This is a genomic window from Bradyrhizobium sp. HKCCYLS2038, assembly GCF_051167655.1.
In the GTDB taxonomy this organism is placed as follows: Bacteria; Pseudomonadota; Alphaproteobacteria; order Rhizobiales; family Xanthobacteraceae; genus Bradyrhizobium.
In genome coordinates this window covers 826,407-851,330 of sequence record NZ_JBNPTM010000003.1, presented here as the reverse complement: position 1 = coordinate 851,330, position 24,924 = coordinate 826,407, and the positions used below count along the sequence as shown (strand labels likewise).

At 64.9% G+C, this 24,924-nt stretch carries 15 protein-coding genes, 1 tRNA gene and 1 pseudogene; 5 read left to right on the top strand and 12 right to left on the bottom strand.

The features are described 5' to 3' along the window. Nucleotides 1–39 precede the first annotated feature (39 nt). A complete protein-coding gene (locus ACQR1I_RS17815; protein WP_434869965.1) occupies nt 40–471 on the bottom strand; it encodes an aminotransferase class I/II-fold pyridoxal phosphate-dependent enzyme in 432 nt (143 codons plus the stop codon). Here ACQR1I_RS17815 and ACQR1I_RS17810 point away from each other — a divergent pair. Next, a complete protein-coding gene (locus ACQR1I_RS17810) occupies nt 456–1,397 on the top strand; it encodes an MmgE/PrpD family protein (RefSeq protein ID WP_434869944.1) in 942 nt (313 codons plus the stop codon). The genes ACQR1I_RS17815 and ACQR1I_RS17810 overlap by 16 nt on opposite strands. 396 nt (nt 1,398–1,793) lie before the next feature. Here ACQR1I_RS17810 and ACQR1I_RS17805 read toward each other — a convergent pair. Continuing rightward, nucleotides 1,794–1,901 (bottom strand): annotated as a pseudogene (locus ACQR1I_RS17805) (IS66 family transposase); the annotation flags it as partial. Nucleotides 1,902–2,003: 102 nt separating this feature from the next. On the opposite strand from ACQR1I_RS17805, the gene ACQR1I_RS17800 reads away from it, so the two are divergent. Next, on the top strand, nt 2,004–2,300 hold the full coding sequence (locus ACQR1I_RS17800; RefSeq protein ID WP_434869945.1) for a hypothetical protein: 297 nt from the start codon (nt 2,004–2,006) through the stop codon (nt 2,298–2,300). Nucleotides 2,301–2,482: 182 nt separating this feature from the next. Beyond that, nucleotides 2,483–12,148 (top strand): tail fiber protein, encoded by a 9,666-nt coding sequence (locus ACQR1I_RS17795; protein ID WP_434869946.1) that lies wholly within the window; start codon nt 2,483–2,485, stop codon nt 12,146–12,148. 184 nt (nt 12,149–12,332) lie between these two features. Here the strand turns inward: ACQR1I_RS17795 and ACQR1I_RS17790 are convergent, their stop codons facing one another. The 4 genes from ACQR1I_RS17790 to ACQR1I_RS17775 form a co-directional block, all read right to left on the bottom strand. Beyond that, a complete protein-coding gene (locus ACQR1I_RS17790) occupies nt 12,333–12,557 on the bottom strand; it encodes a hypothetical protein (protein WP_434869947.1) in 225 nt (74 codons plus the stop codon). Nucleotides 12,558–13,230: 673 nt separating this feature from the next. Further along, on the bottom strand, nt 13,231–14,274 hold the full coding sequence (locus tag ACQR1I_RS17785) for a tyrosine-type recombinase/integrase (RefSeq protein ID WP_434866662.1): 1,044 nt from the start codon (nt 14,272–14,274) through the stop codon (nt 13,231–13,233). Between the two features lie 227 nt (nt 14,275–14,501). Then, nucleotides 14,502–14,578: transfer RNA gene (locus tag ACQR1I_RS17780), tRNA-Arg, on the bottom strand. 85 nt (nt 14,579–14,663) lie between these two features. Then, nucleotides 14,664–14,930, bottom strand: a complete 267-nt coding sequence (locus ACQR1I_RS17775) for a hypothetical protein (protein ID WP_434866663.1) — start codon at nt 14,928–14,930, stop codon at nt 14,664–14,666. A gap of 219 nt (nt 14,931–15,149) precedes the next feature. Between ACQR1I_RS17775 and ACQR1I_RS17770 the strand changes: the two genes are divergently transcribed. After that, entirely contained in the window at nt 15,150–15,593 is a 444-nt protein-coding gene (locus tag ACQR1I_RS17770; RefSeq protein WP_434866664.1) for a hypothetical protein, read from the top strand. Nucleotides 15,594–15,875: 282 nt separating this feature from the next. Here the strand turns inward: ACQR1I_RS17770 and ACQR1I_RS17765 are convergent, their stop codons facing one another. Next, nucleotides 15,876–16,139 (bottom strand): histone, encoded by a 264-nt coding sequence (locus ACQR1I_RS17765; RefSeq protein WP_434866665.1) that lies wholly within the window; start codon nt 16,137–16,139, stop codon nt 15,876–15,878. A 101-nt stretch (nt 16,140–16,240) separates the two neighbouring features. Continuing rightward, nucleotides 16,241–17,686: a cryptochrome/photolyase family protein gene (locus tag ACQR1I_RS17760; RefSeq protein WP_434866666.1), complete on the bottom strand. Its 1,446-nt coding sequence runs from the start codon at nt 17,684–17,686 to the stop codon at nt 16,241–16,243. Between the two features lie 125 nt (nt 17,687–17,811). On the opposite strand from ACQR1I_RS17760, the gene ACQR1I_RS17755 reads away from it, so the two are divergent. After that, nucleotides 17,812–19,515 (top strand): Cache 3/Cache 2 fusion domain-containing protein, encoded by a 1,704-nt coding sequence (locus ACQR1I_RS17755; RefSeq protein ID WP_434866667.1) that lies wholly within the window; start codon nt 17,812–17,814, stop codon nt 19,513–19,515. A gap of 257 nt (nt 19,516–19,772) precedes the next feature. Here ACQR1I_RS17755 and ACQR1I_RS17750 read toward each other — a convergent pair whose 3' ends face one another. The 4 genes from ACQR1I_RS17750 to ACQR1I_RS17735 all read right to left on the bottom strand — a co-directional run bounded on the left by ACQR1I_RS17750 (nt 19,773) and on the right by ACQR1I_RS17735 (nt 24,924). Further along, nucleotides 19,773–21,077 (bottom strand): TRAP transporter large permease, encoded by a 1,305-nt coding sequence (locus tag ACQR1I_RS17750; protein WP_434866668.1) that lies wholly within the window; start codon nt 21,075–21,077, stop codon nt 19,773–19,775. A 319-nt stretch (nt 21,078–21,396) separates the two neighbouring features. Then, nucleotides 21,397–21,987, bottom strand: coding sequence for a TRAP transporter small permease subunit (locus tag ACQR1I_RS17745; RefSeq protein ID WP_434867413.1), 591 nt, complete (start codon nt 21,985–21,987; stop codon nt 21,397–21,399). A 7-nt stretch (nt 21,988–21,994) separates the two neighbouring features. Beyond that, nucleotides 21,995–22,996, bottom strand: coding sequence for a TRAP transporter substrate-binding protein (locus ACQR1I_RS17740; protein WP_434866669.1), 1,002 nt, complete (start codon nt 22,994–22,996; stop codon nt 21,995–21,997). Between the two features lie 272 nt (nt 22,997–23,268). After that, complete coding sequence (locus ACQR1I_RS17735; RefSeq protein ID WP_434866670.1) at nt 23,269–24,924, bottom strand: hydantoinase B/oxoprolinase family protein; 1,656 nt, start codon at nt 24,922–24,924, stop codon at nt 23,269–23,271.

Genomic DNA, 24,924 nt, shown 5'->3' with positions numbered 1-24,924 from the left:
GATGCCGGTGTTTGCCATGAGATGCTTTCGATCGGGGTGCTAGCGGAGTTCTGAAACGGCGTGAGCGATGCGACTGGCGCCGTCGTCGAGGATTTCGAGCGACGCCGCGACCGAAATGCGGAAGTAGGGCGACAAGCCATAGGCGCTGCCTTGAACCACGGCGACGCCGACGCTTTCGAGCAGGTACATCGCGACGTCACCGTCGGTTTCGAGGCACGTCCCGGCCGGTGTCCTTCGGCCGATCAGGCCAGCACAATTGACGTAGAGGTAGAACGCGCCGTCGGGCGGCAGGCAGCTCAGGCTCTCGATCTGGTTGATGCGCGACAGCATGCGATCGCGGCGGGTACGGTAGATCGCGACGCTTTCTGCAACGAAACTCTGATCTCCATTGAGGGCTTCGACGGCGGAGCGCGCTGGCGAATGGAACGGCGGCGCATGCGAGAGAGCTCGACGAAATGTTTTTTGTTGCAGGAAGCCACTTTGGCTGCGCCGTCATTCCCGCGATCCTGGCGCAGGCTTGCGAGATGGATGCCTCCCTGGACCAGGTGCTTGATTCGCTGATTGTCGGCAGCGAAGTGATGGCCCGGATTGGCATGGCCATGAACAGGGCCCATTTCGAAAAAGGCTGGCACGGCACGCAGACCATCGGCGTCATTGCCGCCGCAGCGGCATGCGCAAGGCTCCGGGGCTTGGACACCGACAAGATGACGCACGCGCTCAGCCTGGCGGTTTCCATGGCCGCGGGGCCCAAGGTCCAGTTCGGCACCGACGCCAAGCCGCTGCATGCTGGACTGGCCGCCCAAGGCGGAGTCCTGGCGGCCTCATTGGCCGCGGCGGGAGTGAGAGGCAGCGAAGTGGCACTGGAAGGCCCACACGGCTTTGGCGCGTTGTATGGCGGCCGCACGGCGGCTGACTGGTCCACTGTGGCAAATGTCCATAAAGAACCGCTGGCCATTGAGAGCCACGGGTTTGCATTCAAGCTCTACCCGAACTGCGCATCAACCCATCGCTGCCTTGATGCATTGCAATCTCTTGCGGCAGAGCACCGCTTCGATGCCGATGAGGTCGCACAGGTCGAAACGCTGGTAGGCCGGGTCAACATGGTGAACCTCATGCATTCAGAGTCAGGCGATCCGCGGGAAGCCATGTTCTCGATGCAGTACGCCATTGCAACCATGCTTCGCTATGGCGGGGTGGAGCTCGCCGACTTCACCCCGCAAGCGGTGCGCGATGCCGAAACCCGGCGCCACATGCAAATTGTGGAGATGCGGCTGGATCCGAAGGCCGAAAGCGGCGCGGACACTGCGACAAATCTGTTGCCGCATACGACGATCGTGACCTTGAAGGACGCCGGCGTCTGGCGCGATCACTCCAGCATCCCAAGGGATCCTTGTTGAACCCGTTTTCTGCATCGGAGCGGCAGACAAAATTTGACCAGTGTACGGTCGGCATTGCTCCCGCAGAACGCCTCATGCATCTTCGTCAGATTCTCTCCGCTCCGCAGGGCATCAAGGCTCGCCGCTTGTTGGAGTTGCTCCAGTTCGAGGCCCACGTGGATGACGGAGAGCGTTTTCACCGTACCACTGGGTGCATATCTCGAGCCCCATCGGCGTTGTCAAACTAACTTCCGGCGGGCGCGAAGAAGTGTATTCGCGACGGAGCCCGGCGTGGTGGCGTCGGAGATCGCCCGCCGCCATGGCTTGAGCCCGCAGCGTTACGCTTAATGATGATCGGCGTCTTGCCTGGTGCCCGACGCATACCGTTACAAGACACGGCGCACAGGTAGTTCTTGGGCTGAGGGTGACAGGGCGGATTGCGCGTTCGACCGGATTGGTGTCGAGCTCGACGCGGCCGTCGTTCAGGAACCGCGACAAGCCGTGCCAGCGCGAGAGTGCATGCCGCCCAGGCTATCGGCGCTACGTTATCGGTCGAAAGCAGTATGGGGTTAAGACAGGGACTTCATAGATGCATGCCGTCGTGAACTCTCGTTTGATCAGCTCGAATTGCAATCAAGCTCGATCGTTGTTGCGGAAGAGCACGGGACCATCGTCGGCGTCGCGCGGGTCAAGGTGGCCGGGAGCGAACACGGCACCGACCTCGGCGTTCGGCTCTCAGGTCAGGAAGCCATGCACGTCGCGCTGAGCGATGACGTGTTCAACGGCGCCTGCTGTCAAGGTATCTGCTTCACCACGACGACCGCAGTTGACACGGTTTTCGCGGGCAGCAACCAGCAACACAACCAGCGGGATATCCAGACGATCATACCGCCATTGTCCGACCTCAATTTTGGCAGCCCTTGAACCGGGCTCTGCCCCCGCTGACTCACAATGCGGGCGCCCATTTAACCATTCGTTTACGCTAAGCTTGTCCCGGGTAATGGGATAACCCATTCTGACCTCGGCTGCGCTGGCCCGCGGTCACCCGCATCGACCGTCCACGCGCGATGCGGACATTTGAATGATTGATAGGTTTGGAAAATTGTATGACGAACGGTGAAATTGAGCCGCAATCACAGACGTCAGCATCCAATCATCATTCGGAACAGGCGACTACCCGGGCGGCCGAGACGGTGCAGCCGGCCCAGATGCTCGACGTGCAGTTGCGGGGCGAGCACCACGGGCCTGCGGCTACCATGTTCGACGAGCAGGTCGCGAGCCAGATTGGCGCGAGTGCGGATCGCCTGAACGCTGGCATCGCGCTGATGCGCGGCGCGGCGCCGCAAAAATACGCGCAGCTGCAGCCGCCGGGCCAGGCCTCGGATGTCAGCGGCCATTTCGCCCAAGGCGCGATTGGCCGTATCGACAAGGTCGCGGGCGACGTCACGGTCATGCGCAACGGTGTCAGCGTCACCCTGCATGCCGGTGACGCGATCTACAAGAACGACGTCATCAAGACAGGAAGCGCGTCGTCCGTCAGCATTGTCCTGTCCGACGGCACCGCGCTCCATTTGGCCGCCAACACGCGGATGGCCGTCGACGGCCATTCCGCCCACGCCGGTTCGGATTCGAACGTGGCAGCGCTCACGCTGCTGGAGGGCACCTTCGCGTTCATTGCAGGCAAGCTTGCCGACAGCGGCGATCTGACGATCGGCACGCCGGTCGCCACCATGCACGTCCATGCCGGCGCAGCCGGCTGGGTGCATGGACTGACAGCGGAGGAGAGCGCCAGCGTCTCGGCGAAGCTCGGCGGCATCAGCTATTCGTTTGCGCTCATCGACCATCACGGGGCCAGGACTCACGGGTCCTATGATCTGCTCGCGCGCGGCACTGCGCTCGGCAGCATCGGCGATCCGCATCTGATCTCCTATGTCGACCAGCACGGCGAACTGGTTTCGCTGCCGCTCGATGCGTCCGGATCGTCGGCCGATGGCCCGATGCGAGAGGCTTTGCAGTGGCTCGAAACCAATACCGTGACGCCGAGCGCGGTGGGCGGCATTCACGGCAGCGGCAGTCCGATCGACGCGCCCACCTTTCCGTTGGCGAACTTCGGACAGGACCTGCCGTCCTTCCCGGATCTGAACTTCTATGGCAGCGGCCCGCACGTCACGGTAATCGTCTCGCCGCCGGATCTTCCGTCGCCGTCGCCAGTCCATTCCAATTTGTTCATCTGGAATGGCCTCGGACAATGGGACCGCGACCCGTTCAATTGGAATCAGGGCTTTGCGCCGACCGCGGCGACCGACATCGTCATCATCCAGAGCGGCAAGGCGAGCTACGCCAACAGCTATACGATCGCCAGCCTGACGGTTAATTTCGGCGCCATACTCAACATCACTGGCGGTTCGCTTGGTGTCCCGAACCTCGCCAATGCGGGCCTGATCCAGCTCAATTCGTCCGGGGTCGATCCGTCGCTGCGGATCATCGGCGCCGTCAGCCTGGCCGGGCGGGGCAGCATCGACATGCTGGGCCCGACCGCGGGCAATTTCATCCTGGGCGCCGCCGGCACCGGCGCTGTGCTGACCAATGTCGACAATCTGATCGCGGGCAGCGGCAACATCGGCGTTGGCGACGGCCAGCTCGTCTTCGTCAACAAGGGGACGGTGGACGCCACGCCGCTCGGCGAGGAGGACACTGGACGGCTTGTCATCCATACCGGCAACAAGGTCGACAATTTCGGCCTGCTGGAAGCGACCCTGTCCGGCGAGCTTCTGGTTGAAGATCGGCTTTTCAATGAAGGCTCGGTTCGTGCCACGGGCGCAGGATCGACGATCCTGATCGACGTTCAGGGGCCGGGCCCGAGCGGGCCTGCCGTGGTCAATGCGGGGCTGTTCGAGGCTGCGGATCGTGGCTTGCTCGAGATCGAGAGTTCGCTCGACAACGCCGCCGACATCGCCGCGCGCAACGGCGGCAAGGTCCTGATCGCCGCTGACATCAACAATGAGGACGGGGCGAGCATCGTCGCCGACGGGAAGGGTGCTCAAGTGACGTTCGTCGGCGCGGCCGGCGACCGCATCAGCGTCGACAATGCCGGCGCGATCGCTGCCGTCGACGGCGGCAGCGTCGGCTTCAGCTTCGCGCGCATCGCTAATGGCGAGGACGGCAGCATCCTGGCATCGGGCCGGCATTCCCGCGTCGATGTCAGGCACGGCTTCGTCGGCAATGCCGGCGCGATCGCCGCGGAGAACGGCGGCCTCGTCGCGTTCCGTCATGACCGGATCGACAATGACGGACTGATCGGGGCCGAGGGCAAAGGCTCGGCCATCGTGTTCGAGCGCAGCCGGATCGACAATGCCGGCGGCATCATTGCCCGCGAGCACGGCGAGATCGATGTCACGCGCTCGCAAGTCGACAATCATCGGGCTGGTACGATCCTCGCCGACGGCAGGGGCTCGGAAATTGCGTTCGATCGCGACCGGGTGGACAATTCCGGGCTGATCGAGGCGGCCCGTCGCGGCGAGGTGGTGTTCGAGCGCTCGCTGATCGACAATGAGCGCCACGGCGTGATCGCGGCGGAGGGTGGCGGAGCAGAGGTCCGTTTCGCGTGCGCGGACGTGCGCAATTCCGGACTGATCGAGGCCGCCGATCGCGGCGAGGTGGTGTTCGAGCGCTCGCTGATCGACAATGAGCGCCACGGCGTGATCGCGGCGGAGGGTGGGGGAGCAGAGGTCCGTTTCGAGTGCGCGGACGTGCGCAATTCCGGACTGATCGAGGCCACGCATCGCGGCGACGTGGTGTTCGAGCGCTCGCTGGTCGACAATGAGCGCCACGGCGAGATCGTCGCGGACGGCAAGGGGGCAGAGGTCCGTTTCGGGCGCGCGGACGTGCACAATGCCGGACTGATCGAGGCCACGCATCGCGCCGACGTGGTGTTCGAGCGGTCCCTGATCGACAACGCTTGCCATGGCGTGATCGAGGCAGACGGCAGGGGCGCCGAGGTCCGCTTCGCGCGCGACCAGGTCGAGAATTCCGGAAAGATCGAGGCCGAATGCGGCGGGCTCGTCGAATTCCACAGGTCCGATGTCGAGAATGACGGCATCATCAGCGCGCGTGGCGGCGTCATCGCCATCGATCACAGCGATATCGACAACGCGTGCGGCCTCATCACCGCCGATGGATGCGGCTCGTTCATCGATCTTAAGCACGCCACCATCACCGGAGGCGAGCTCTCGGGTCTCGGAGGCGGTCTGATCCAGACCATTGCCGGCAGCGGCAACTCCGATCTCGCCGACGTGGCGATCACCGGCGACAGCCACGTCCGGATTACCAGCGGATCGACGCTGACCCTCGACAGCGGCACGACGATGGCCGGTGGCGAGCTGGACATCGATGCGCACGGCACGCTGCATGTCGAGCCGGACCTGGCGATCCTCAGCGGCGTCAACGTCGTGAACCACGGCGACATCGTCGTCGATCCCGGTCTCGCCACGCTGCGCGTGGAGGCCGGCACCATCATCACCGGCGGCAATCTGACGGTCGGGCCCGATGGCACGCTGGATGTGGGCGGTTCGACGCTGCGAGACGTTGCCATCTTCGATGCAGGGATCGTGAATTTCGGCGCCGGCAACACGCTGTCGCCGGATGACGTGCTGACATTCGTCGGCAACGGGATGGTGAGCGTCGAGGACCTCGCCGGCTTCGATATCACGCTCGCCGGACTGGACGCCGGTGACGTCATCGATCTCACCAACAACGATGTCCACTCGGCGGTCTGGACCGGCACGACGCTGCTTCTGGACGGCGCGCCGGTGGCATTCTCGGTCCAGGGCGGCCTGCCCACCGGCGATACGTTCGCATTCAGGCCCGATGGCCACGGCGGCACCGAGCTTGTCATCCTGCCGCAGCTGCTCGTGAACCTCGGCGCGACGCCGGAAACCGGCGTCGAAGGCGCGCCGATCCCGCTCGAGATCAGCTTCACCGGCCTCGGCAGCACGACGCTGACATCGCTCGTGATCTCGGACATCCCACCGGGCGCGGTGCTCAGCGACGGCGTCAACAGCTTCACCGCAAGCGCCGGCTCCAAAGAGGTCGATGTCGGCGGCTGGACTCTCGGCAAGCTCACGATCACCACGGAGAACGACAGCGACTTCACGCTGTCGGCGACCGTCACGGTGACCGACGCCAACGGCAATTCCTACTCGGCCGCGACGACCGAGACCGTGACCTTGTCTCCGCTGCCGCCGAACGTGTCGTTCACGCAAGGCGCCGTTTCGGGCACCGAGGGCACGCCGATCGCGATCGCGCTCGACGTCAGCGCCGCCGGGCTCAGCGGCGACGCGTCGCACAACACGATCAAGTCCATCGTCATCAGCGGCCTGCCGGAAGGGGCGATCCTCAGCGATGGCGTCAACACCGTCACCGCCGGCCAGGGCACCAATGCTGTTGATGTGACCCTTTGGTCCCTCGCCAAACTGACCGTGACCGGTCCGGACAACGCCTCATTCACGTTGACGGCGACGGTCACCGAGCAGGATGCCGACAATCCGGCGCAGACCAGCACGAGCGTTGCGCTCGAGGATGTGACAGTGACGCCGCCAGTGCCGTCGGTGAGCTTCGCCGCGCGTGCGGCGGCGGGACCGGAAGGCACGCCGATTGCCATTGCACTGAGCGCGGTGGCCGCAACGCTGCCGGCCGACCAGTCGCCCAACACCCTGAAGTCCGTGGTCATCAGCGGCATTCCGGACGGCGCCATCCTGAGCGATGGCAACCATAGCTTCACCGCTTCCAGCGGCCACGACAGCGTCGATGTCAAAGACTGGGCGCTCGCGGCGCTCACCATCACGCCGCCGACCGATGCCGACTTCCAGCTGACGGCGACGGTGACCGAGCAGAGCGGCGCCAACCCGGGCGCAACCAGTACGGCGACCGCGACCGAGCAGGTGACCGTCAGCCCGTTGCCGCCATCCGTGACCTGGAGCGGCAACGGCGTCATCGCCCAGCATGGCGTGCCGATTCACGTCGTCCTGACCGCCGGCGTCGGCGGGACACCGGACGATACCGCGCACAATTCGATCGCCGCGATCGTGATCAGCGGCATTCCCGAGGGCGCCACGCTCAGCGACGGCACGCACACGTTCACCGCGAGCAACGCGGTCACATCGCAGGACGTGACGGGCTGGTCGCTTTCGGACCTGACCGTGACGCCCGCGACCGATGGCATGATCGCGCTGACCGCAACCGCCGTCGAGACGGACAGCGACAATCCGGCGCAGATCTCCATTGCCGTCGCGACGGCTGTCAACGAGGGCATTCCGGCCGGCAGCGTGGTCTATTCGGCCGCGGCGGCAGGTCCCGCCGGACCGGGGCTGACCTACATCTTGGCGAATGCCGATCCGGCGCTCGGTATCGACGCCGCCACCGGCGACGTCACGCTCAACGCGGTGCCGAGCTTCGAGGCGCATGGCGGCACGTACAGCTTCGATGTCATCGTCAGCGCCGCCAATGGCGTCTTCGTCGCCGAGCAGGCCGTCACGGTCGCGGTCAACGACCTGCCGCCGGCTTTCTCGTCGCCGACGACCGCAACCGTGGACGAGGGCACCTCGACTGCCACGGTCGTGTATCAGGCGCTGGCGGCCGAGCCGGGCGGCAATCCCGTGACCTACTCGCTCCTCGGCGCCGACGCCGCCGCGTTCACGATCGATCCCGTGACCGGCGCCGTCACCTTCAAGGCCGTGCCGAGCCATGATCTCAAGCCGTCCTACGACATCGTCGTTCAGGCGGACGAGACCCATGGCGGCCACCTGTCGGCGCAGCAGGCCGTCACCATCCACGTTGCCGCGGTTGCACCAACCTTCATTTCGGCCCCGACCGCCGACGTCGCCGAGGCAACGGCGAAGGGAACGACAGTCTACACCGCCGTGGCCACGGAGCCCGGCGGGCACGGCACCATCACTTATTCGCTGCTGCCGGGTGGCGACGCCTCCAGCTTCAGCATCGACGCGCACAGCGGCGCCGTGACGCTCGAGACGGTGCCCGACTTCGAGACCAAATCGTCGTACAGCTTCACCGTCCAGGCCACCGAGACCTCGGGCCTGTCGACCACGCAGACGGTAACGCTCGCCGTCGACGACTTGCCGCCGGTGATCAGTTCCGCGGACCACGCGGTGATCACGAGCGGGACGCCGACGGGAACGACGGTCTACAAGGCGGTTGCCGCCGACCCGGCGGGTGGAGCGGTGACCTATGCGCTGGTCGGCGGTCTTGCCGACGACGCCTCCGCCTTCCAGATCGACGCGGCCACCGGTGCGGTCACGTCGAGCTTCACCGCCGATCTCGCGCTCCGAAGCAATTATCATTTCACGATTGCCGCGAGCGATCCGTCCGGTGCGACCAGCACCGAGGCCGTGACCATCGATGTCGTGCCGCCGCTGACCGTGGTCGCCGGCGCGACCGTCCGCTACAGCGGCGGCGGCGCACCCGTGACGCTCGACAGCACGCTGACCGTGACCGATCTCGACGGCTCGATGCTGCAGAGCGCGACGGTGACGATCTCTTCCGGGCTCGCGCCAGGCGACACGCTCGCCTACGATGATACGTTGCCGCTCGGCGACGGCGGCATCATCCACGCAATCTACAACAACGGCGTGCTCACGCTGACGGCGGGGCCGGGAGGAGCCTCGGCTGCTGACTTCCAGCAGGCCCTGCGCGCGGTGACCTATTCCGACGGCAAATACGACCCGACCAATGGCGGAGCCGATACCTCGCGCACCATCGCATGGTACGTCAGCGACAGTGTCACGAACTCTGCAGTCGTGACCAGTCATGTCACCACCACGCATGTCGCGCCCATCGTGACGCCTCCGACCAGCTTTGCAGCTTTCCAGAACAGCGGCGCGCCGGTCATCCTCGCCGACAACATCAGCGTGCTCGACGACAACGGCGTCAACGCCTCGCTGGCGGACGTCCAGGTGCAGCTTCTCAACGCGCAGGCCGGCGACCGGCTGTCCTTCAATCACGGCACCAACACGATGAGCTTCGGCGATGGCGCGACCATCACCGGCAGCTATCAGCACGGTATCCTCACGCTGGTCGGGGCCAGCACAAGCCCGGCGCCGAGCGTGGCGGATTTCCAGGCCGCGATGCGATCGGTCGCCTACAGCTTCGAGGGCAACGATGCGAGCATCGGCGGGACCAATTCCGCGCGCGAGATCTACTGGGTCGTGCACGACGGCAACACCGTCAACGGCACCAACGAGATCGCCGGGGCGGGGACGGTGACCGCGGACAACTATCAGCCGTGGGTCGCGTTGAACCAGCTCGTCGTGACGGAGGGGGTCTTTCCCAGCAGCGGCGATGGCTCCGGCCACGGCATCCCGATGGCTGCGATCAGGACCTTCGCCGGCGGTTTTGCCGTGGGCGGGACCGCCCAGGCCAAGGGGCAGATCGTGTCGATTTCGCAGAATACGACGCTGTTCAGCCTGCTGGGCCCCAACTATGGCGGCAACGGCTTCAACAGTTTCGCCCTGCCGGACCTGCAAGGCACGGTCGCGATCGGGCAGGGCGCGGTGCTCTCGGACGGTGCGGCATCGTCCGCCGACCCGTCTCTCGCCTTGGGAGACAAGAAGGGATCGGCCGAGATCGGGCTGACCCTGGCCAACGTGCCGCAGCAATGGGGCGGCGGCGGGCGACCTTTCGACAACGACCAGCCCTCGCTGGCGATCAACTATATGATCAGGGTCGCGGGCCAACTGCCGAATTCGACCGGCGGCGCGAGCACCGATCTGGCGGGCGAAGTCATCCCGTACCTCGGCGTGCCCTACCGCGTGCCCGACGGCTATCTGTTCGCAGAGGGACAGACCCTCAACATCGCCGATTACCAGGAACTGTTCTACGTGATCGGCAATGCTTACGGCGGCGATGGCGTCACGACGTTCAAGCTGCCGAACCTCGTCAACGCGACGATCATCGGCGCGGGAAATGGCTCCTCTACCCTGCCTCCTGGAACCTCCGGCGGCACCGACACGATCAGCCTCGCTCCGACCAACCTCGGGCCGCCCCAGGGCGGCGCGTTGCCGATCTCGAACGACCAGCCCACGGTCGCGCTCTCCTATCTCATCGCCTACGAGGGTGTCTTTCCCTCGAGTGGAGGCGAACCCGATCCCAACACGCCCTTCATCGGCGAGATCATGGCCTTTGCCGGGCGTCCCAATAATATTCCGCACGGATGGATCTTGGCGGACGGCCGCACGCTTCCGATCAACCAGTTCCAGGTCCTTTTCGCGGTCCTGGGCACCCACTTCGGCGGCGATGGGAAGGTCGGCTTCAAGCTGCCCGACCTGGTCGGAAAAGTCGTCGTCGGCACCGGCTCGCACGCAGGTCAGACCTTCACGATCGGACAGACCGGCGGCCAGGATAGCTTCGAAATCTTCCAGAATCCGGGGTTGCCCACCGTCGCGACCACCACGCTCCTCGCGGGGGCGGCATCGCTGCAGGTCCCTGCCGGCTCCATCTTTGAGCTCGCCGGCGGCAGCAACCAGGCCGTGACGTTCGCGGATGTCACCGGCACGCTGAAGCTCGATGATCCCGCCGGTTTCAGCGGTCACATCATCAATTTCGCCGGAGCCAACAGCGACGCGATCGATGTCGTCGGAATCGATTTCAGATCCGCGCTGTTCACGGCGAGTTACGGCAATGGCGTCCTGCAGCTGAACGATGGCGCGCATGGCGCGAGCCTGAGCTTCGACAACTTCGCCGACCTGTTCGCTCTCGCGTCCGACGGTGCCGGCGGCACGCTGATCAACCATCAGACCGCGACCATCGCGCCGGGCGCCGTGCTCGAGATTTCGAGCTTCACGATCGGCACCGTTCGCTTCGATGATGCCACCGGCACGCTGAAGATCGACGCCCCCGGATTGTTCAGCGGGCACGTCCAGAACTTCATGGCGAACGCATCCGGCAGCGACACGATCGACCTCGCCGGAATCGATTTCACCGCGGCCGGCTTCACCGAGAGCTATGATGCCGGCACCGGACGGCTCACGGTGGGCGACGGCAGCCACAGCGCGAGCCTCATCCTCGACGGCCTCGGTGGCGCGCTCGATTTCGGCAGCGATGGCCATGGCGGCACTGTCATCACCAGCCAACCGGCAGGGCCGATGACGATCGCGTCCGGCCATCTGCTCGAGGTCTGGGCGCCAAGCAGCGCGACGATCACCTTCCTGGCCGGCACCGGCGAGCTCAAGCTCGACGATCCCGCCAGCTTCTCCGGTCACATTGCAGGCTTCACCGGCACCGCGCCCGACGCCGCGCATTCGGACGTGATCGATCTCGTCGGCATCGATTTCAATTCGTCGCAGTTTATTGAAACCTATGATCCGCAGAGCGGCGCGTTCACGATCTCCGACGGCGCGCATCATGCGAGCTTCTGGTTCGACAATTTCAGCCCCCAAGCCTCATTCAAATTCCAATCCGACGGCCACGGCGGCACGCTGATTCTCGATCCACCCAAATCCGCTGCTGCCACGGAGACCGGCGGCGACAATTTCACATTCCACTTCCAGCCCGGCGTCACGTTGCCCGGGACCGGTGGTTTCGACGGGCACCACGAGTGGGCCGACACCAGTGCGGCGGGCCTGCAGGTATTGCCGCAGCAGCCGGATCTGGGCCATGCCGACTGGCTGGTGGATGTGGGACACCATGAGCACGGCATGGTCATGAGCACGACCGCGCAACAATGGCAGGCGCACCTGCAGAGCAGCGTCAGCCTGCACTGAGGCCGTGCCGCAGCATCATCGCGAGTTTGAGGCTAAAACGTTCGTGTTGCGTGCCAGCGCGCGGCACGTCCGTTACAGACTTACATCGTTGAGCCGTCCCGCTGCTGGCGTACGAACAGCTCAGCGAGGCGGCCCTTTCGCTCCGAGTAAGGTGGTGTCCCGAGGGAAGGGTGTCCCCCGGATTTCAATTTGTTCGCCAGCTTTTTCCAACCTCGCAGCCGAAAAGGAATACCGTGGAGATGACGCTCGCTTTGATCCAGGGATTGTCGCGCTCTTCGACGACGTTGCTGAAGGTTGGAAATTGATCGCCGCGCTCCCGGATCCAGCACGGGACGAGTTGCGTCAGCGCTACCGGCGGGGTGAGCTCGACCGGTTTGTGATCATGGAGCTCCGGATCCGATACCGACATTTGCTGGGTGGCGGTCGGCCGAAAGGCGGTTAAGTGATCGGCTGTCGCGGGGCGCCCAGATTGTGCTGCTGGGTGCAGTGACGTGACGAAGCTCCAAACCGCTGGGGGGAGCCGGCGGGCGGTTCAGGGGGGCCGAACCGGAAGCTATGCCGTGGATCGTCCTGATCTCTGCCTCCTCGTGAACATGCGCTGCAAGGCCCAGAGCGGGCGCAGCAGACTGAAGCGAATGGATCGGCCTCATCCGTGCTTCGCTGCCAGTTAAGTGAGGATTCACAACTATCCCAATTGTACGAAATCGCGTCCGAAACTCCGCCTAACGGACTTCGGATGTTGTCGAGCATTCGCTTAGCCTTCATCCGTCGGATCTGCATGCCTTCGATGTCGTTGCGGCAATCAAATGAAGCGACACCACCCTGAGATGCCAAGGCGCGAACCGATGCTTCAAAACGCCGCGGAAAAGCTCGGCCTTACCGTTCCTGAGGCTGCTGTCCTGTCTTCGCTGGGCCAGACGTCCTTTACAAGGCCATCAAAGAAGGGCGGCTGCGGATCCGAAAGTATGGCACGCGAACGATCACCACGCGCGTAGATCTGGCGTCCTTCTTGGAAAGCCTGCCCGAGGCGACCAAGCAGCCCGAGAGGTGACATCCCGGGGCAAGGAGGGCAGATTGAACTCTCACGCGGCTTTCATCGAGGTCACATTGCTCCTTGGTGGTTGCGTTGCGAAGTCAGCGAATGTCTGCATCACATGCAGTCGCTTCTTCAGGGCCTCGCCGCGCTTATAGGCCTTTTCGGCATCATCGCCCGTGATGTGGGGCAGGAAATGCTCGACGATTTCCTCCTCGAAGTGGGTTTGCTCCTGCGCCCAGGTTCGAAACGTCGTGCGGAAGCCGTGCACAGTCAGGGAGTCGTCTCCGGTGAGCTCCTTGAGATACTTGAGCATGGTCATGTTGCTCATCGGTCTCTTCAGACTGCGACCGGGAAACACGAATTCGTCATTGAGCGCCCGCGCGCTTTGCGTCGAGATGGCGCTGAGCTTGTGCATGAATGCCGGTAGGTCTTGGTAGTCCATTGCCTTGTGGCCGCCCCGTATCGTGCCACGCCGCCGTTGCCTGGGCATGATCGGTTGCAGTCGGCTGGCCCAATCAGCCGGGTTGTCTTTCGGTCGCAGATTGTGAGCGATCGCTGCGTCGAGAATCTTCTTGATGATCTGGCGAGCGGACCGGGAGGTCTCAGGCTGCTGCCAGATCGGCATGAGCACGTTGACGACATGTGCGGTTTCGATCTCGTGGAACCAGTGCTTGTGGAGCGGGCGGCAGATGACTTGCACGATACGCTTCAGCTTTGCTCTGGCGGCCTTGTGTCTCATGCCGGTCTCGTAGGTTCGCCGCCATTCCTCGGCGAATTCTCCGAACTGGCGCGATCCCTGAGTGCGGCGTTTCTCGTCGTCACGGTGCTCTCGTGGATCGGTCTCCTTGGCCAGCAGCCGCAGAGCGTCAATCGTCCTGTCCCTGGCCTCGGAGAGCTTCAGGCCGGTTTCCTTGGCCGAACCGAACCCCATCTTCTTGACGATGCCGTTGCGCTGGTAGCGGAACGCCCAGCGGCGGCCGCCGCTTGGGGTGACGATCAAATAGAGGTTGTTGCCGCACGGGTATTCACCGGGCCCGACGGAGAGATAGTTCTTGGCCGTGATCTCGGGCTTTCGAGTTAGAAGCTGCATGGGAGATTCGAACTCCTGTCCCTCGCCGAAAAATGCAGCGTTTCAGGTGAGGGGGATTCTAACTCAGATCGAGGGATGGCCAAATGGACGGTCTGGCGGAGTTCGCCGACGACCGCCGATCCTACGCTGCAGTTACCGAAATCGCGAAAAACTACGATCTGACAAGGCGTTACTGTGCGCTTCGGTGATGATCGGCGATGGCGGGTGACGGGTGGCGAAGACGGGCCTGGCGCGCTCGGAGAGATTCGAACTCCCGACCCTCGGAATCGAAATCCGATGCTCTATCCAGCTGAGCTACGAGCGCTTGTCGGCGGGACCAGTCCCGACGGTGTCGGGATAGCAGACTCGGACCGGCAAGGCCAGCCTTGGGCAGGCCGGCACTGCATCCGTCAGAAGCAGGGATGGCGGCGGCGGTCCTGGCCGAGATAGGCCGCGGCACTCTGATAGCAGTGGTTGGTCGACGGACCATCGTAGAACGCGAACGTGCCGGGCAGCGGGCCGGGGCCGTAATTGTGCAAAAAGCTGATCGCATAGGGCAGCCCGTGATGATGGTGGTGCCTATGGTGCCGATGGTGGTGGCGCGCCTCCGACGAGACCGGAACCAGGGCGGCCGCGGCCACGATCAGGGCGGCAGCGAATGATGCGAGCTTGCTCATGTCTTTTCTCCGAAGAAGGCGCTAAGACCAGCCAGTTGTAAGGTAATCTGACCCCGAAAGGACGGCGGGGAGGCGGAAAAGCGCCGTGGTTTGCCAAATTTTCGGCTTTTTCCGCATGCTTAACGAATTGATGACAAGGTCGACGCAATGCGCCGTGCATCGACCTTGTTCTTCTTGCCGCGACGTCGCCCAGATCACACCGGGTTTCCCGTCCAGTTCATGAACCGCCTGATCCCATTGGTCGTGCTCCTGCTCGTGGCCGCCGCACCGGCGCGCGCCGACTTGCACATTACCCGCGATCATGGCGGCTACATCGAAGAATACAAAGCGAAATACCAGCACATCCGCGACACGCGCCAGCGCGTGATCATCGACGGCATCTGCAACTCGGCCTGCACGCTGGTGTTCGGCATCGTGCCGATGAACAAGATCTGCGTCACGCCGAAGGCGAGCCTCGGCTTCCACCAGGCCTACTACGACAAGGCCTTCACCTTCGGCATCAAGGTCACCAGCATGGAGGGGACCTCGGAGCTGATGTCCTATTATCCGGATACGGTGAAGGACTGGATCCGCCGCAATGGCGGTCTCACCACCGAGATGAAGCGGATCAAGAACGGCATCGAACTCTGGAAGATCGTCGACCCCTGTCCTGACGCGTGGTGAGCCTGACCCGGTCATGGTGTGATCACGGCTCGGCTTCTGTCTCCCTCGTTTCGAAATAAGCCTTCGGAATAAGCTAAGGCGCCAGCGGCAAATATGTTCCACGACGATGGGCAGAGCAGGCGCTCCATCCGTGCGCGGGGGCCGTCCTCTCCGCCTTCACAGCCGGACGGAAAATCACGAAACAATCCAGCGCCAGATCGTCCCCACTACCGGGCACTGGATTGTTTCGCCGAGACCTTCAACAAGGCAGCTCAGCTGCCTTCGGTCCCGAACCAGTCAGGCTCAGCGCTTGGCCTTCTTCGTCTTCTTGGCCGCTTTCTTGGTGGCCTTCTTGGCCGCCTTCTTCGCAGTCTTCTTGGCGGCCTTCTTCACGGTCTTCTTGGCCGACTTCTTGGTCGCGACCTTCTTGGCCTTGGCGGCGGACCGCTTCGGTGCGGCCTTCTTCGAGGTCTTCTTCGACGTCTTCTTGGCGGCGCGCCGGGCCTTGGGTGCCGTCGTGGCCACCGGATCCTTCGGCGCCTCGGCGGGCATGCTCGTCTCGGTCATGGTCGGGTCAGAGAGAGGAGTGTCGTCCATATCGGTCCCCCGATTTGTTGGAAACCCTGCGACGATAGCTGGATTCTCTCTGCTGTCAAAGCGCACCCCAACTAATCACTTGTGCGCAAGCTCGCATAGGCCGCCAGCGCGCGCTCGCGCCCCTGTTTGTGTTCGATCATCGGCGCCGGGTAGGAGCGGCCGAGTGCGACGCCGGCCTCCGCGAGCTCGAGCGGCTTGGCCGCCCAGGGCTGGTGGATCAGCCCGGCCGGAAGGCGCGCCAGTTCCGGAACCCAGCGCCGCACATAGGCGCCGTTGGAATCGAACTTTTCGCCCTGCAGCACCGGATTGAAGACGCGGAAATAAGGGGCTGCGTCGGCGCCCGAGCCCGCCACCCATTGCCAGCTGGCCGGATTGCTGCCGGCATCCGCGTCCACCAAAGTGTCCCAGAACCATTGCTCGCCGCAGCGCCAGTCGATCAAGAGATGCTTGACCAGCAGCGAGGCGGCGACCATGCGGACGCGGTTGTGCATGCTCCCGGTGTGCCACAGCTCGCGCAGGCCGGCATCGACGATCGGGTAGCCGGTCTGCCCACGCTGCCAGGCCCGCAGCGCCGTCTCGTCGTGAGCCCAGGGGAACGCATCGAACGACGGCTGCAGGTTGCGGGTTGCGAGATCCGTGTTGTTGTAGAGCAGGTGACGGCTGAACTCGCGCCAGCCGAGCTCGCTCAGAAACTTGTCGATCCCCAGCGCCGACGCCGGGCTCTCCTCGGCGGCGAAGCGCGCGGCGTGCCAGATCTGGCGCGGGCTGATTTCGCCGAACCGCAGATGCGGCGACAGGCGCGACGTCGCGTCGATGTCCGGCCGGTCGCGGTCCGCGGCATAGGTCCGCACGGCGGCCTCGAGAAACTGCGCGAGCCGCTGCTGGGCTGCGCGCTCGCCGGCCCGCCATGTCGCGCGCAGGCCGCCCGCCCAGTCGGGCTTGGTCGGCTCCAGGGCCAGTTCATCGATGGCCAAGCTCGCAACCGCCGGCGGTGACGACAGCCTGGACGGCGCCAGCAGCGGCTTCGGCGGATCGCCCAAGGCGAGCACGCGCTTCCAGAACGGCGTGAACACGCGCGGGCCGCGTCCGTCCTTGCCGCGCAACTCGGCCGGATCGACCAGCAGGTCGTCGGGAAAAACGCGCGACGTGACGCCGATCTCGCCGAGCGCCGCCTCGACATCCGCGGCCACGACGCGGGGTCCGGCCTGCGCGACATCGTTCCAATACACCGCGCTCGCCTTGGTCTCACGCGCCAGTTCCGCGAGCACCTTGGCCGCCGGTCCCCGGCGAATCACCAGCTCAGCGCCGCAGTTGTGCAATTCGGCCTGAAGTGCACGCAGCGATTGCGCCAACCACCACCGCGTCGCGCCGCCGAGCGGGCGCAGCGCAGGGCTTTCCTGGTCCAGCACATAGCTGCAGACGACGGGAATTCCGCGTGTCGCAGCAGCATGCAACGCGGGGTGGTCAGACAGTCGCAGGCTCTCGCGAAACCATACGATGATAGGGGGCGACGCCATGATCAGGTATCTTGTTGCTGTTTTTTAAGGGGTTGTCCGTATTTTCCACAGCAGAAAATAATCGGAAGGAAACCAAGTACGGGCAAATTGAGAATCAGTTGCACTCCCCCGGAAGGTTTTACGACGTGACCATCAAACTGAAGCTTGGCACCAAGGCGCTGATCGGCGCCGCGGTCGTGATTGCCGTCAACACGGCTCTCGTGGTTGGCGCGGCCTACTGGTCGCTCACCTCCGATTTCGGCGAGCGGGCCAAGCGCGACATCGAAGGCAATCTGCGCACCTTCGCGCTGACGTTTGCCGAAACGTTCAAGGATGCCAAGGTCGGCGTGCAGAACGGCGCCGTCACCCGCATCGAGGTTCCCGCAATCTCCGAGATCAAGGACCATGCGATCGTCGATCGCGCGGTGTCCTATGTCGGCGGCAGCGCCACCTTGTTCGTGGTCGACGACAACGGCCAGTTCGTTCGCCGGTCGACCAACGTCAAGAAGGAAAACGGGGACCGCGCCGTCGGCACCCAGCTTGCGGCCGACCACCCCGCGCAGGCGTTGCTGCGCCGAGGCGAGGCCTATAAGGGGCCGGCGACGCTGTTCGGCAAACCGTTCATGACCGCCTATTTCCCGGTGACGAACTTGGCGGGCAAGGTGATCGGCATCCTCTATGTCGGTGTGCCCATGGCCGAGCTCGACGCCATGCTGTCGCAGGCGATGCAGACCATGATCGTTGCGGCCGCGATTGCTGCGCTGCTCGTGCTGGCCCTGACGATGCTGGCGGTTCGGCGCGTCACCAAACCCCTGAGCGACGTGACACAGGCGGTGACTGCGATCGCGCAAGGCGGGGAGAACGTCGAGATCCCGGCCGACGAGCGCGGCGACGAGATCGGCGAGATCGCCCGCAGCCTGGTCGTGTTCCGCAGCGCAGCCGGTGAACGGCGGCGGATGCGCGAGGAGCAGGTCGCTAATGCAACGGCGGCCATCGAGCAGCGCAAGGCCGAAATGCAGCGCTTCGTGGATTCGTTCCAGTCCAGCATCGGCGGTATCATCGAGAACGTGCTGAGCTCGTCGAGCGAGTTCGAGCGCGAGGCGCGCCAGCTGACGCAGACGGCACGCACCACCGCCGACCTCTCCGGCCATTCGGCTGGCGCCTCGGAAACCGCCTCCGAGCACGTCCGCACCGCGGCGGCCGCCTCGGACGAACTGTCCGGCTCGATCACCGAGATCATCCGCCGGGTGCAGGAGTCGAACGCCATTGCCGCCGAGGCGGTCAATCAGGCCACCGCGACCGACCAGCGCATCAAGGAGCTGTCCGACGCCGGCAACCGCATCGGCGACGTCGTCAAGCTGATCACCTCGATCGCCGAGCAGACCAACCTGCTGGCGCTCAACGCCACCATCGAGGCCGCCCGCGCCGGCGATGCCGGCCGCGGCTTCGCGGTCGTCGCCCAGGAGGTCAAGACGCTGGCAGGGCAGACTGCCAAGGCCACCGAGGAGATCTCCAGCCAGATCGCCAACATGCAGACGGTGACGCAGGAATCGGTCGACGCCATCAAGGCGATCGGCTCGACCATCGAGCGCATCAACGGGATCGCTGCGTCGATCTCGGCGGCGGTCGAGCAGCAGCGCGCCGCCACGCAGAACATCACCCAGAGCGTCCGCTCGGCGGCGACCGGCACCGCCGAAGTCGTCAACAACATCCGTAGCGCGGCGCGCGGAGCGGGTGAGACCGGCGAAAGCTCCAACCGGATGTTCGCGTCCGCCCAGGCGCTGTCGAGCGAGAGCCTGCGGCTGAAGGCCGAGGTGCAGAAGTTCCTCGACGGGATGCGCGCCGCCTGATGCGGCCGCCCCGATGGCGCTGGTCATCCGGGTCCGTGCTGCTTCGTCATTCCGGGGCGCGCGAAGCGCGAGCCCGGAATCCATAACCACGACCGGCAATCGTGTTGAAGAACGATGCCACGAGCATCTCGCCAAGCCACGACCGCTCGTGGCTATGGATTCCGGGCTCATTCGCGCTGTTTCAAAACGGCTGCGCCGTTTTGCGCGCGAATGCCCCGGAATGACGGCGTGGGGAGGGCTCGTCGACGTCACATGGATCACCCGTACAGCAATCGTGGCAGGATCGTCACGATGCCGGGGAACAGGGTGAGCAGCAGCACGAAGGCGACCATGATGGCGAGATAGGGGGCGGTCACGCGGGCGATATAGCCCAGGCCGTCCTCCGTCAGGCCCTGGATCACGAACAGGTTGAAGCCGACCGGCGGCGTGATCTGGGCCATCTCGACGGCGAGCACCAGGAAGATCCCGAACCAGACCTCGTCGAAGCCGGCGCCCTTCACGATCGGCAGCACGATCGGCAGGGTCATCACGATCATCGAGAAGCCGTCCAGGAAGCAGCCCAGGATCAGGTAGAACACGATCAGGGCTGAGATCAGCATGAAGGGCGACAGGCCGAGGCCCTTCACAAAGCTCGCGACCATCTGCGGAATACCGAGGAAGGCTGCGGCATTGCCGAGGATCGAGGCGCCGAGCACGATCAGCGCGATCATCGAGCAGGTGATGACCGAGCCGATCATCACGTCGCGCACCACCTGCTGCGACATCGCACCCTGGAAATAGGCCACCAGCGCCGCGCCGAGCACACCGACTGCGGCGGCTTCCGAGGGCGTGGCGAGGCCGCCATACATCGAGCCGAGCACGCAGGCGATCAGGAACAGGGCAGGGGCAAGATCCTTCAGCGCCGCGAAGCGCTCGGCCCATGGCACCTGTGACAGCTGCGCCTCCGCTTTCGGCACCATCGCGGGCTTCAGCGTGGTGTGCAGCATCACCCAGCCCATGAAGGTCGCGGCCAGCAGCAGCCCCGGGAGCACGCCCGCAGTGAACAGCTTCAGGATCGAGACGTCACCGAGCACGCCATAGATGATCATGATGTTGGACGGCGGGATCAGGAAGCCGAGCGTGCCGGCGCCGGCGAGCGACCCGATCGCGATGTCGCGCGAATAGCCGCGGCGCAACAGCTCGTTGAGCGACATTCGGCCGATCACCTGCGTGGTCGCGGCCGACGAGCCGGAGATCGCGGCGAAGATGGTGCAGCCGATGACGTTGACGTGGAGCAGACGGCCCGGCAGCAGGCCAGCCCAAGGCGCGAGCCCCTGGAAGAGCGAACGTGACAGCCGGGTACGGAACAGCAGCTCGCCCATCAGGATGAACAGCGGCAGCGCGAGGAGCTCCTGCGTGGTCAGGATGTTCCAGGCATATTGCGGAAGCAGCTTGTCGAGCGGGATTGAGCGGAACATCGCCAGCAGCAACGTCGCGGTGAAGGCAAGCGTCAGCCCGATCCACAGGCCACAGGCGAGCAGCGCGAACAGGATGGCGAACAGGGCGACGACTTCGATGGTCATGGGGCGAGGGTGTCCGCGGTGAGGGGAGCGGGCGGGAGGGCATTGGCGAGCGCGCCGGCTAGCCGCTCCCTTCTTGCGTGATTGAGATGGGCACATCTCTTGCGGCGCGGGCGCTGTAACCTCGCCCCGCTTGCGGGGCCGCGACGAGCTTCGCTCGCGCTGAGAGCTCGGATTGCATCGTCAGATGCAATCCGGGTGAGGGGGGACAGGTCTCTCCATGTACACTTCCGGTGCGTCTGCCCCCCTCCCCGTGAAGAACGGGGAGAGGGAGCGCACCGGCTTCCGCGCGAGATCACGGACCTGGAATGAGATCGCTTCCTCATTCGACCGGCGACGCCTTCATGCGGTGATCCTCCAGCGGCAGTCCCAGCGCGGCCTGGATGGCGCGGGCGAGGAATTGCAGGGTCAGCAGCAGCATGCCGAACGTCACGACGGCTTGCGGAAACCACAGCGGGGTGTCGCTGGAGGTCGAGACCTGGCCGCGGATGAACGAGCTCCAGGCGAACTTCGTCATGGCCGAGGTCAGGAACGCCATGAAGGCGAAGCCGGCGGCGGCCGCCAGCACCTCCAATGCGCGCTGCAGCGGCGCCGGCACGTTCTTGAGCAGCAGCACCACGCGGATATGCCCGCCGACCCGCAAGGTCATGGCGGCGCCGAAGGTGAACGACGCCGCCATCAGGTAGGATGAGTATTCCCAGGCGATCGAGATCGTCGGGGGAAAGAACGGCAGCACGTTGGACAGCGCCCGCGTCGTGACCTCGGCGAGCATCAGCGCTGTCAGCATCAGCAAACAGCCGCCGCCGATCCAGCCGTCGAGCCGGCCGAGCCGATCGATGATGTCGAGCAGGATGCGCAGCGGCGCGGGCGCCGCTGCGTTGAGGCTCGCCCGATCGCCCGGCGGCGGCTCCATGACGCCCTCAGCCACGCTTCATCTCGGCGAGATACGCCTTCACCGGAGCTTCGGCAGCCGGCACGCGCTTCAGGAAGGCCTCCATCTGCGGCGCGGTCTTGGCGCGGATTTCCGTCATCATCGCATCCGAGACCGGCACCACCTCCATGCCGCCTTCCTTGAGCCGGTTGAGGCTGTCGACGTCGGCCTTGACCGAGTTGGCCCAGAAGGTCGGCTCCATCTTGGCGGCGATGTCGGCGATGATCTTCTGCTGCTCGGGCGTCAGCGCTTTCCAGGAGTCGAGGTTGACGTTGAGCATCTGCGACGACCACACATGGTTGGTCGGGTAGACGTATTTGAGGAACTCCCAGAACTTGCCGTCGACACCCGAAACCGACGAGGTCGAGACGCCGGCGACCGCGCCAGAGGCCAGCGCCGGGATCGTCTCGCCCCAGGGGATCATCACCGCGGCCATGCCGATCGCGTTGAGCATGTCGACCGCGTTCTTGTCGGGCACGCGGATCTTGATGTTCTTCAAGCCCGCGACGTCCGATGTCTTGACCTTCAGATGCAGGTACTGCGTCGGCCACGGCACGATGTAGAGGATCTTCTGGTTGTTGCGCGCGGCGATCTTGTCGTATTCGGGCCGGACGTATTTGTGCAGTGCCTTGACCTCGTCGACCGAGCCGGCGAGGAACGGGATGCTCTCGACGCCCATGAACGGCTCGTCGCCGACCTGCTGGATGTTGAGCACGTCCGCAAGCGGCACCAGCCCGTCGCGCACCGCGCGCAGATGTTCGGGCCCCTTGAAGCCGAGCTGACCGCCGGCCTTCACGGTGATGTTGACCGCGCCGCCCGTCTGCTTCTTCACCTCCTCGGCAAAGGCCATCGCGTTCTGGGTGTGGAAGTTGCCCTCCGGCCAGACCGTCGACATGTCCCAGTTGGTCGTGGCGGCGCGTGCTCCGGTCGAGAGCTGGGTGCCGGCGAGCAGGGTGGCTGCCCCTGCCGTGAACGTCCGTCGTGTGATCATCGGTGTCTCCGGTTGGTTGTGATGCGATGGGGAAAATTCACGCCTGTTAGTTGGATCCCGGCTGGCGTCGCGAAGGCAGTGCGCTCCCTCTCCCCGTTCTTACGGGGAGAGGGTTGGGGTGAGGGGCAGCCACGCCCACCAGACTCGCGGAGAGTCCCCCTCACCCGGATTGCATTTGCGATGCAATCCGGCCTCTCCCCGCAGGCGGGTAGAGGCCGAGACCGACGCGCGAGGTGGGCTCGATCGAGCATAGGCAATGCTGAAGACCCCCATCACCGCGCCTGTCCGTAGAGCTTTGCAGCATTGTCCGTCGATACCAGCCCGCTCTCGACGTCGCTCTGCACCAGCTCCGTCGCGCGTTCCCGGGGATCGCCGATGCCGGCGCCGCCCGGGGTCAGCACCACCAGCCGATCGTCTGGCGGCACGGTCTGAAAACCCTTGCCGCGCAGCTTCTGGCCCGACGCGAGCCCGACGTAGCCGGCCTCGCCGTTGTGGCCGCCGTCGCGGCCGCGCGGCGGGTGGTCGATGCGGTCGAAGGCGGCGAGGATGTCGAACGGCGCATCGACGCCGCTGCCGACCTCGATGATCTGGCCGAGGCCGCCGCGGGTGCGTCCGGCTCCGCCGGAATCCGGCCGCAGCTCCTTGCGCCAGAAGATCAGCGGCGTCTGCGTCTCGGCGATCTCGACCGGCGTGCCGCGCACGCCGCTAGGGTAGGCGGTCGCCGATAGGCCGTCCTTGTCGAAGCGCGCGCCGGTGCCGCCGTTCGAGGTCACCGCCATCGAGAACCCGTAATTGCCGCCGGCGCCGGAGCGGGTCTGGCCGCGGACGTTGAGATTCCACAGGCAGGAGGTGCCCTCGGCCGGGACGCGCTCGGGAATGATCTGGCGCAGGCAGCCGAACACGACGTCGGGCAGCATCTGGCCGATGACATGGCGCGAGGCGACCGGCGCGGGCTTCGGTGCGTTGAGGATCGCGCCCGACGGCGCCGACACGGTCAGCGGCGACAGCGAGCCGGCATTGTTAGGGATTGCTGACGCCACGACGCAGCCGAGGCCGAACACGGTATAGGCCGTGGTGTAGGACAGCGGCACGTTGATGCCGAACTTCGAGGCTTTCGACGTGCCGTCGAAATCGACATGGATGCCATCGTCAGAGATCGTCAGCGCCGCCTTCAAGGTCACCGGCGCATCATAGCCGTCGACCACCATCTCGTTGCGCCAGGTGCCCTTGGGCAGCTTGGCAATCTCCGCCAGCACGGCCTCGCGCGAGCGCTCGCACACGTAGTCACCGAGCTCATCGAGCGAAGAGATGCCGAACTCGGTCATCATCTCGACCAGTCGCTGGCAGCCGACATCGTTGCAGGCGGCGAGCGAGTAGGTGTCGCCTTCGGTATCGACCGGCAGCCGCGTGTTCGCCCGGATCATCGCCATCAAGGTCTCGTTGACGACGCCCTGGTCGATCAGCTTCAGCATCGGGATGTACAGCCCCTCCATGAACACGTCGGTGCCATCGGGGCCGAAGCCGATGCCGCCGATGTCCATCAGATGGCTGGTGCAGGAGAACAAAGCGACCGGCTGGCCGTCCTTGAAGCAGGGCGTTGTCACGACGAAGTCGTTGAGATGGCCGGTGCCCATCCAGGGATCGTTGGTGATGTAGGCATCACCGGGCTTCATCGTCTCGATCGGGAAGTGCGCGATGAAGTGCTTCACCGACTCGGCCATCGAGTTGACATGGCCCGGCGTGCCGGTGACGGCCTGCGCCAGCATGCGGCCCTTCAGATCGAACACGCCGGCGGAGAGGTCGCCGCATTCGCGCACGATTGGGCTGAAGGCGGTGCGCAGCAGCACCTGGGCCTGCTCCTCGACCACGGCGATGAGCCGGTGCCACATGATCTGCAGGTCGATCAGGCTGGTTTGTGACGCGCTCAT

Coding starts and splice junctions, on each gene's coding strand:
- ACQR1I_RS17810 (WP_434869944.1), top strand. CDS start 456: ATGTTTTTTGTTGCAGGAAGCCACTTTGGCTGCGCCGTCATTCCCGCG.
- ACQR1I_RS17745 (WP_434867413.1), bottom strand. CDS start 21,987: ATGGAGCCGCCGCCGGGCGATCGGGCGAGCCTCAACGCAGCGGCGCCC.
- ACQR1I_RS17770 (WP_434866664.1), top strand. CDS start 15,150: ATGAACCGCCTGATCCCATTGGTCGTGCTCCTGCTCGTGGCCGCCGCA.
- ACQR1I_RS17750 (WP_434866668.1), bottom strand. CDS start 21,077: ATGACCATCGAAGTCGTCGCCCTGTTCGCCATCCTGTTCGCGCTGCTC.
- ACQR1I_RS17760 (WP_434866666.1), bottom strand. CDS start 17,686: ATGGCGTCGCCCCCTATCATCGTATGGTTTCGCGAGAGCCTGCGACTG.
- ACQR1I_RS17765 (WP_434866665.1), bottom strand. CDS start 16,139: ATGACCGAGACGAGCATGCCCGCCGAGGCGCCGAAGGATCCGGTGGCC.
- ACQR1I_RS17775 (WP_434866663.1), bottom strand. CDS start 14,930: ATGAGCAAGCTCGCATCATTCGCTGCCGCCCTGATCGTGGCCGCGGCC.
- ACQR1I_RS17790 (WP_434869947.1), bottom strand. CDS start 12,557: ATGTCGGTATCGGATCCGGAGCTCCATGATCACAAACCGGTCGAGCTC.
- ACQR1I_RS17795 (WP_434869946.1), top strand. CDS start 2,483: ATGACGAACGGTGAAATTGAGCCGCAATCACAGACGTCAGCATCCAAT.
- ACQR1I_RS17735 (WP_434866670.1), bottom strand. CDS start 24,924: ATGAGCGCGTCACAAACCAGCCTGATCGACCTGCAGATCATGTGGCAC.
- ACQR1I_RS17785 (WP_434866662.1), bottom strand. CDS start 14,274: ATGCAGCTTCTAACTCGAAAGCCCGAGATCACGGCCAAGAACTATCTC.
- ACQR1I_RS17740 (WP_434866669.1), bottom strand. CDS start 22,996: ATGATCACACGACGGACGTTCACGGCAGGGGCAGCCACCCTGCTCGCC.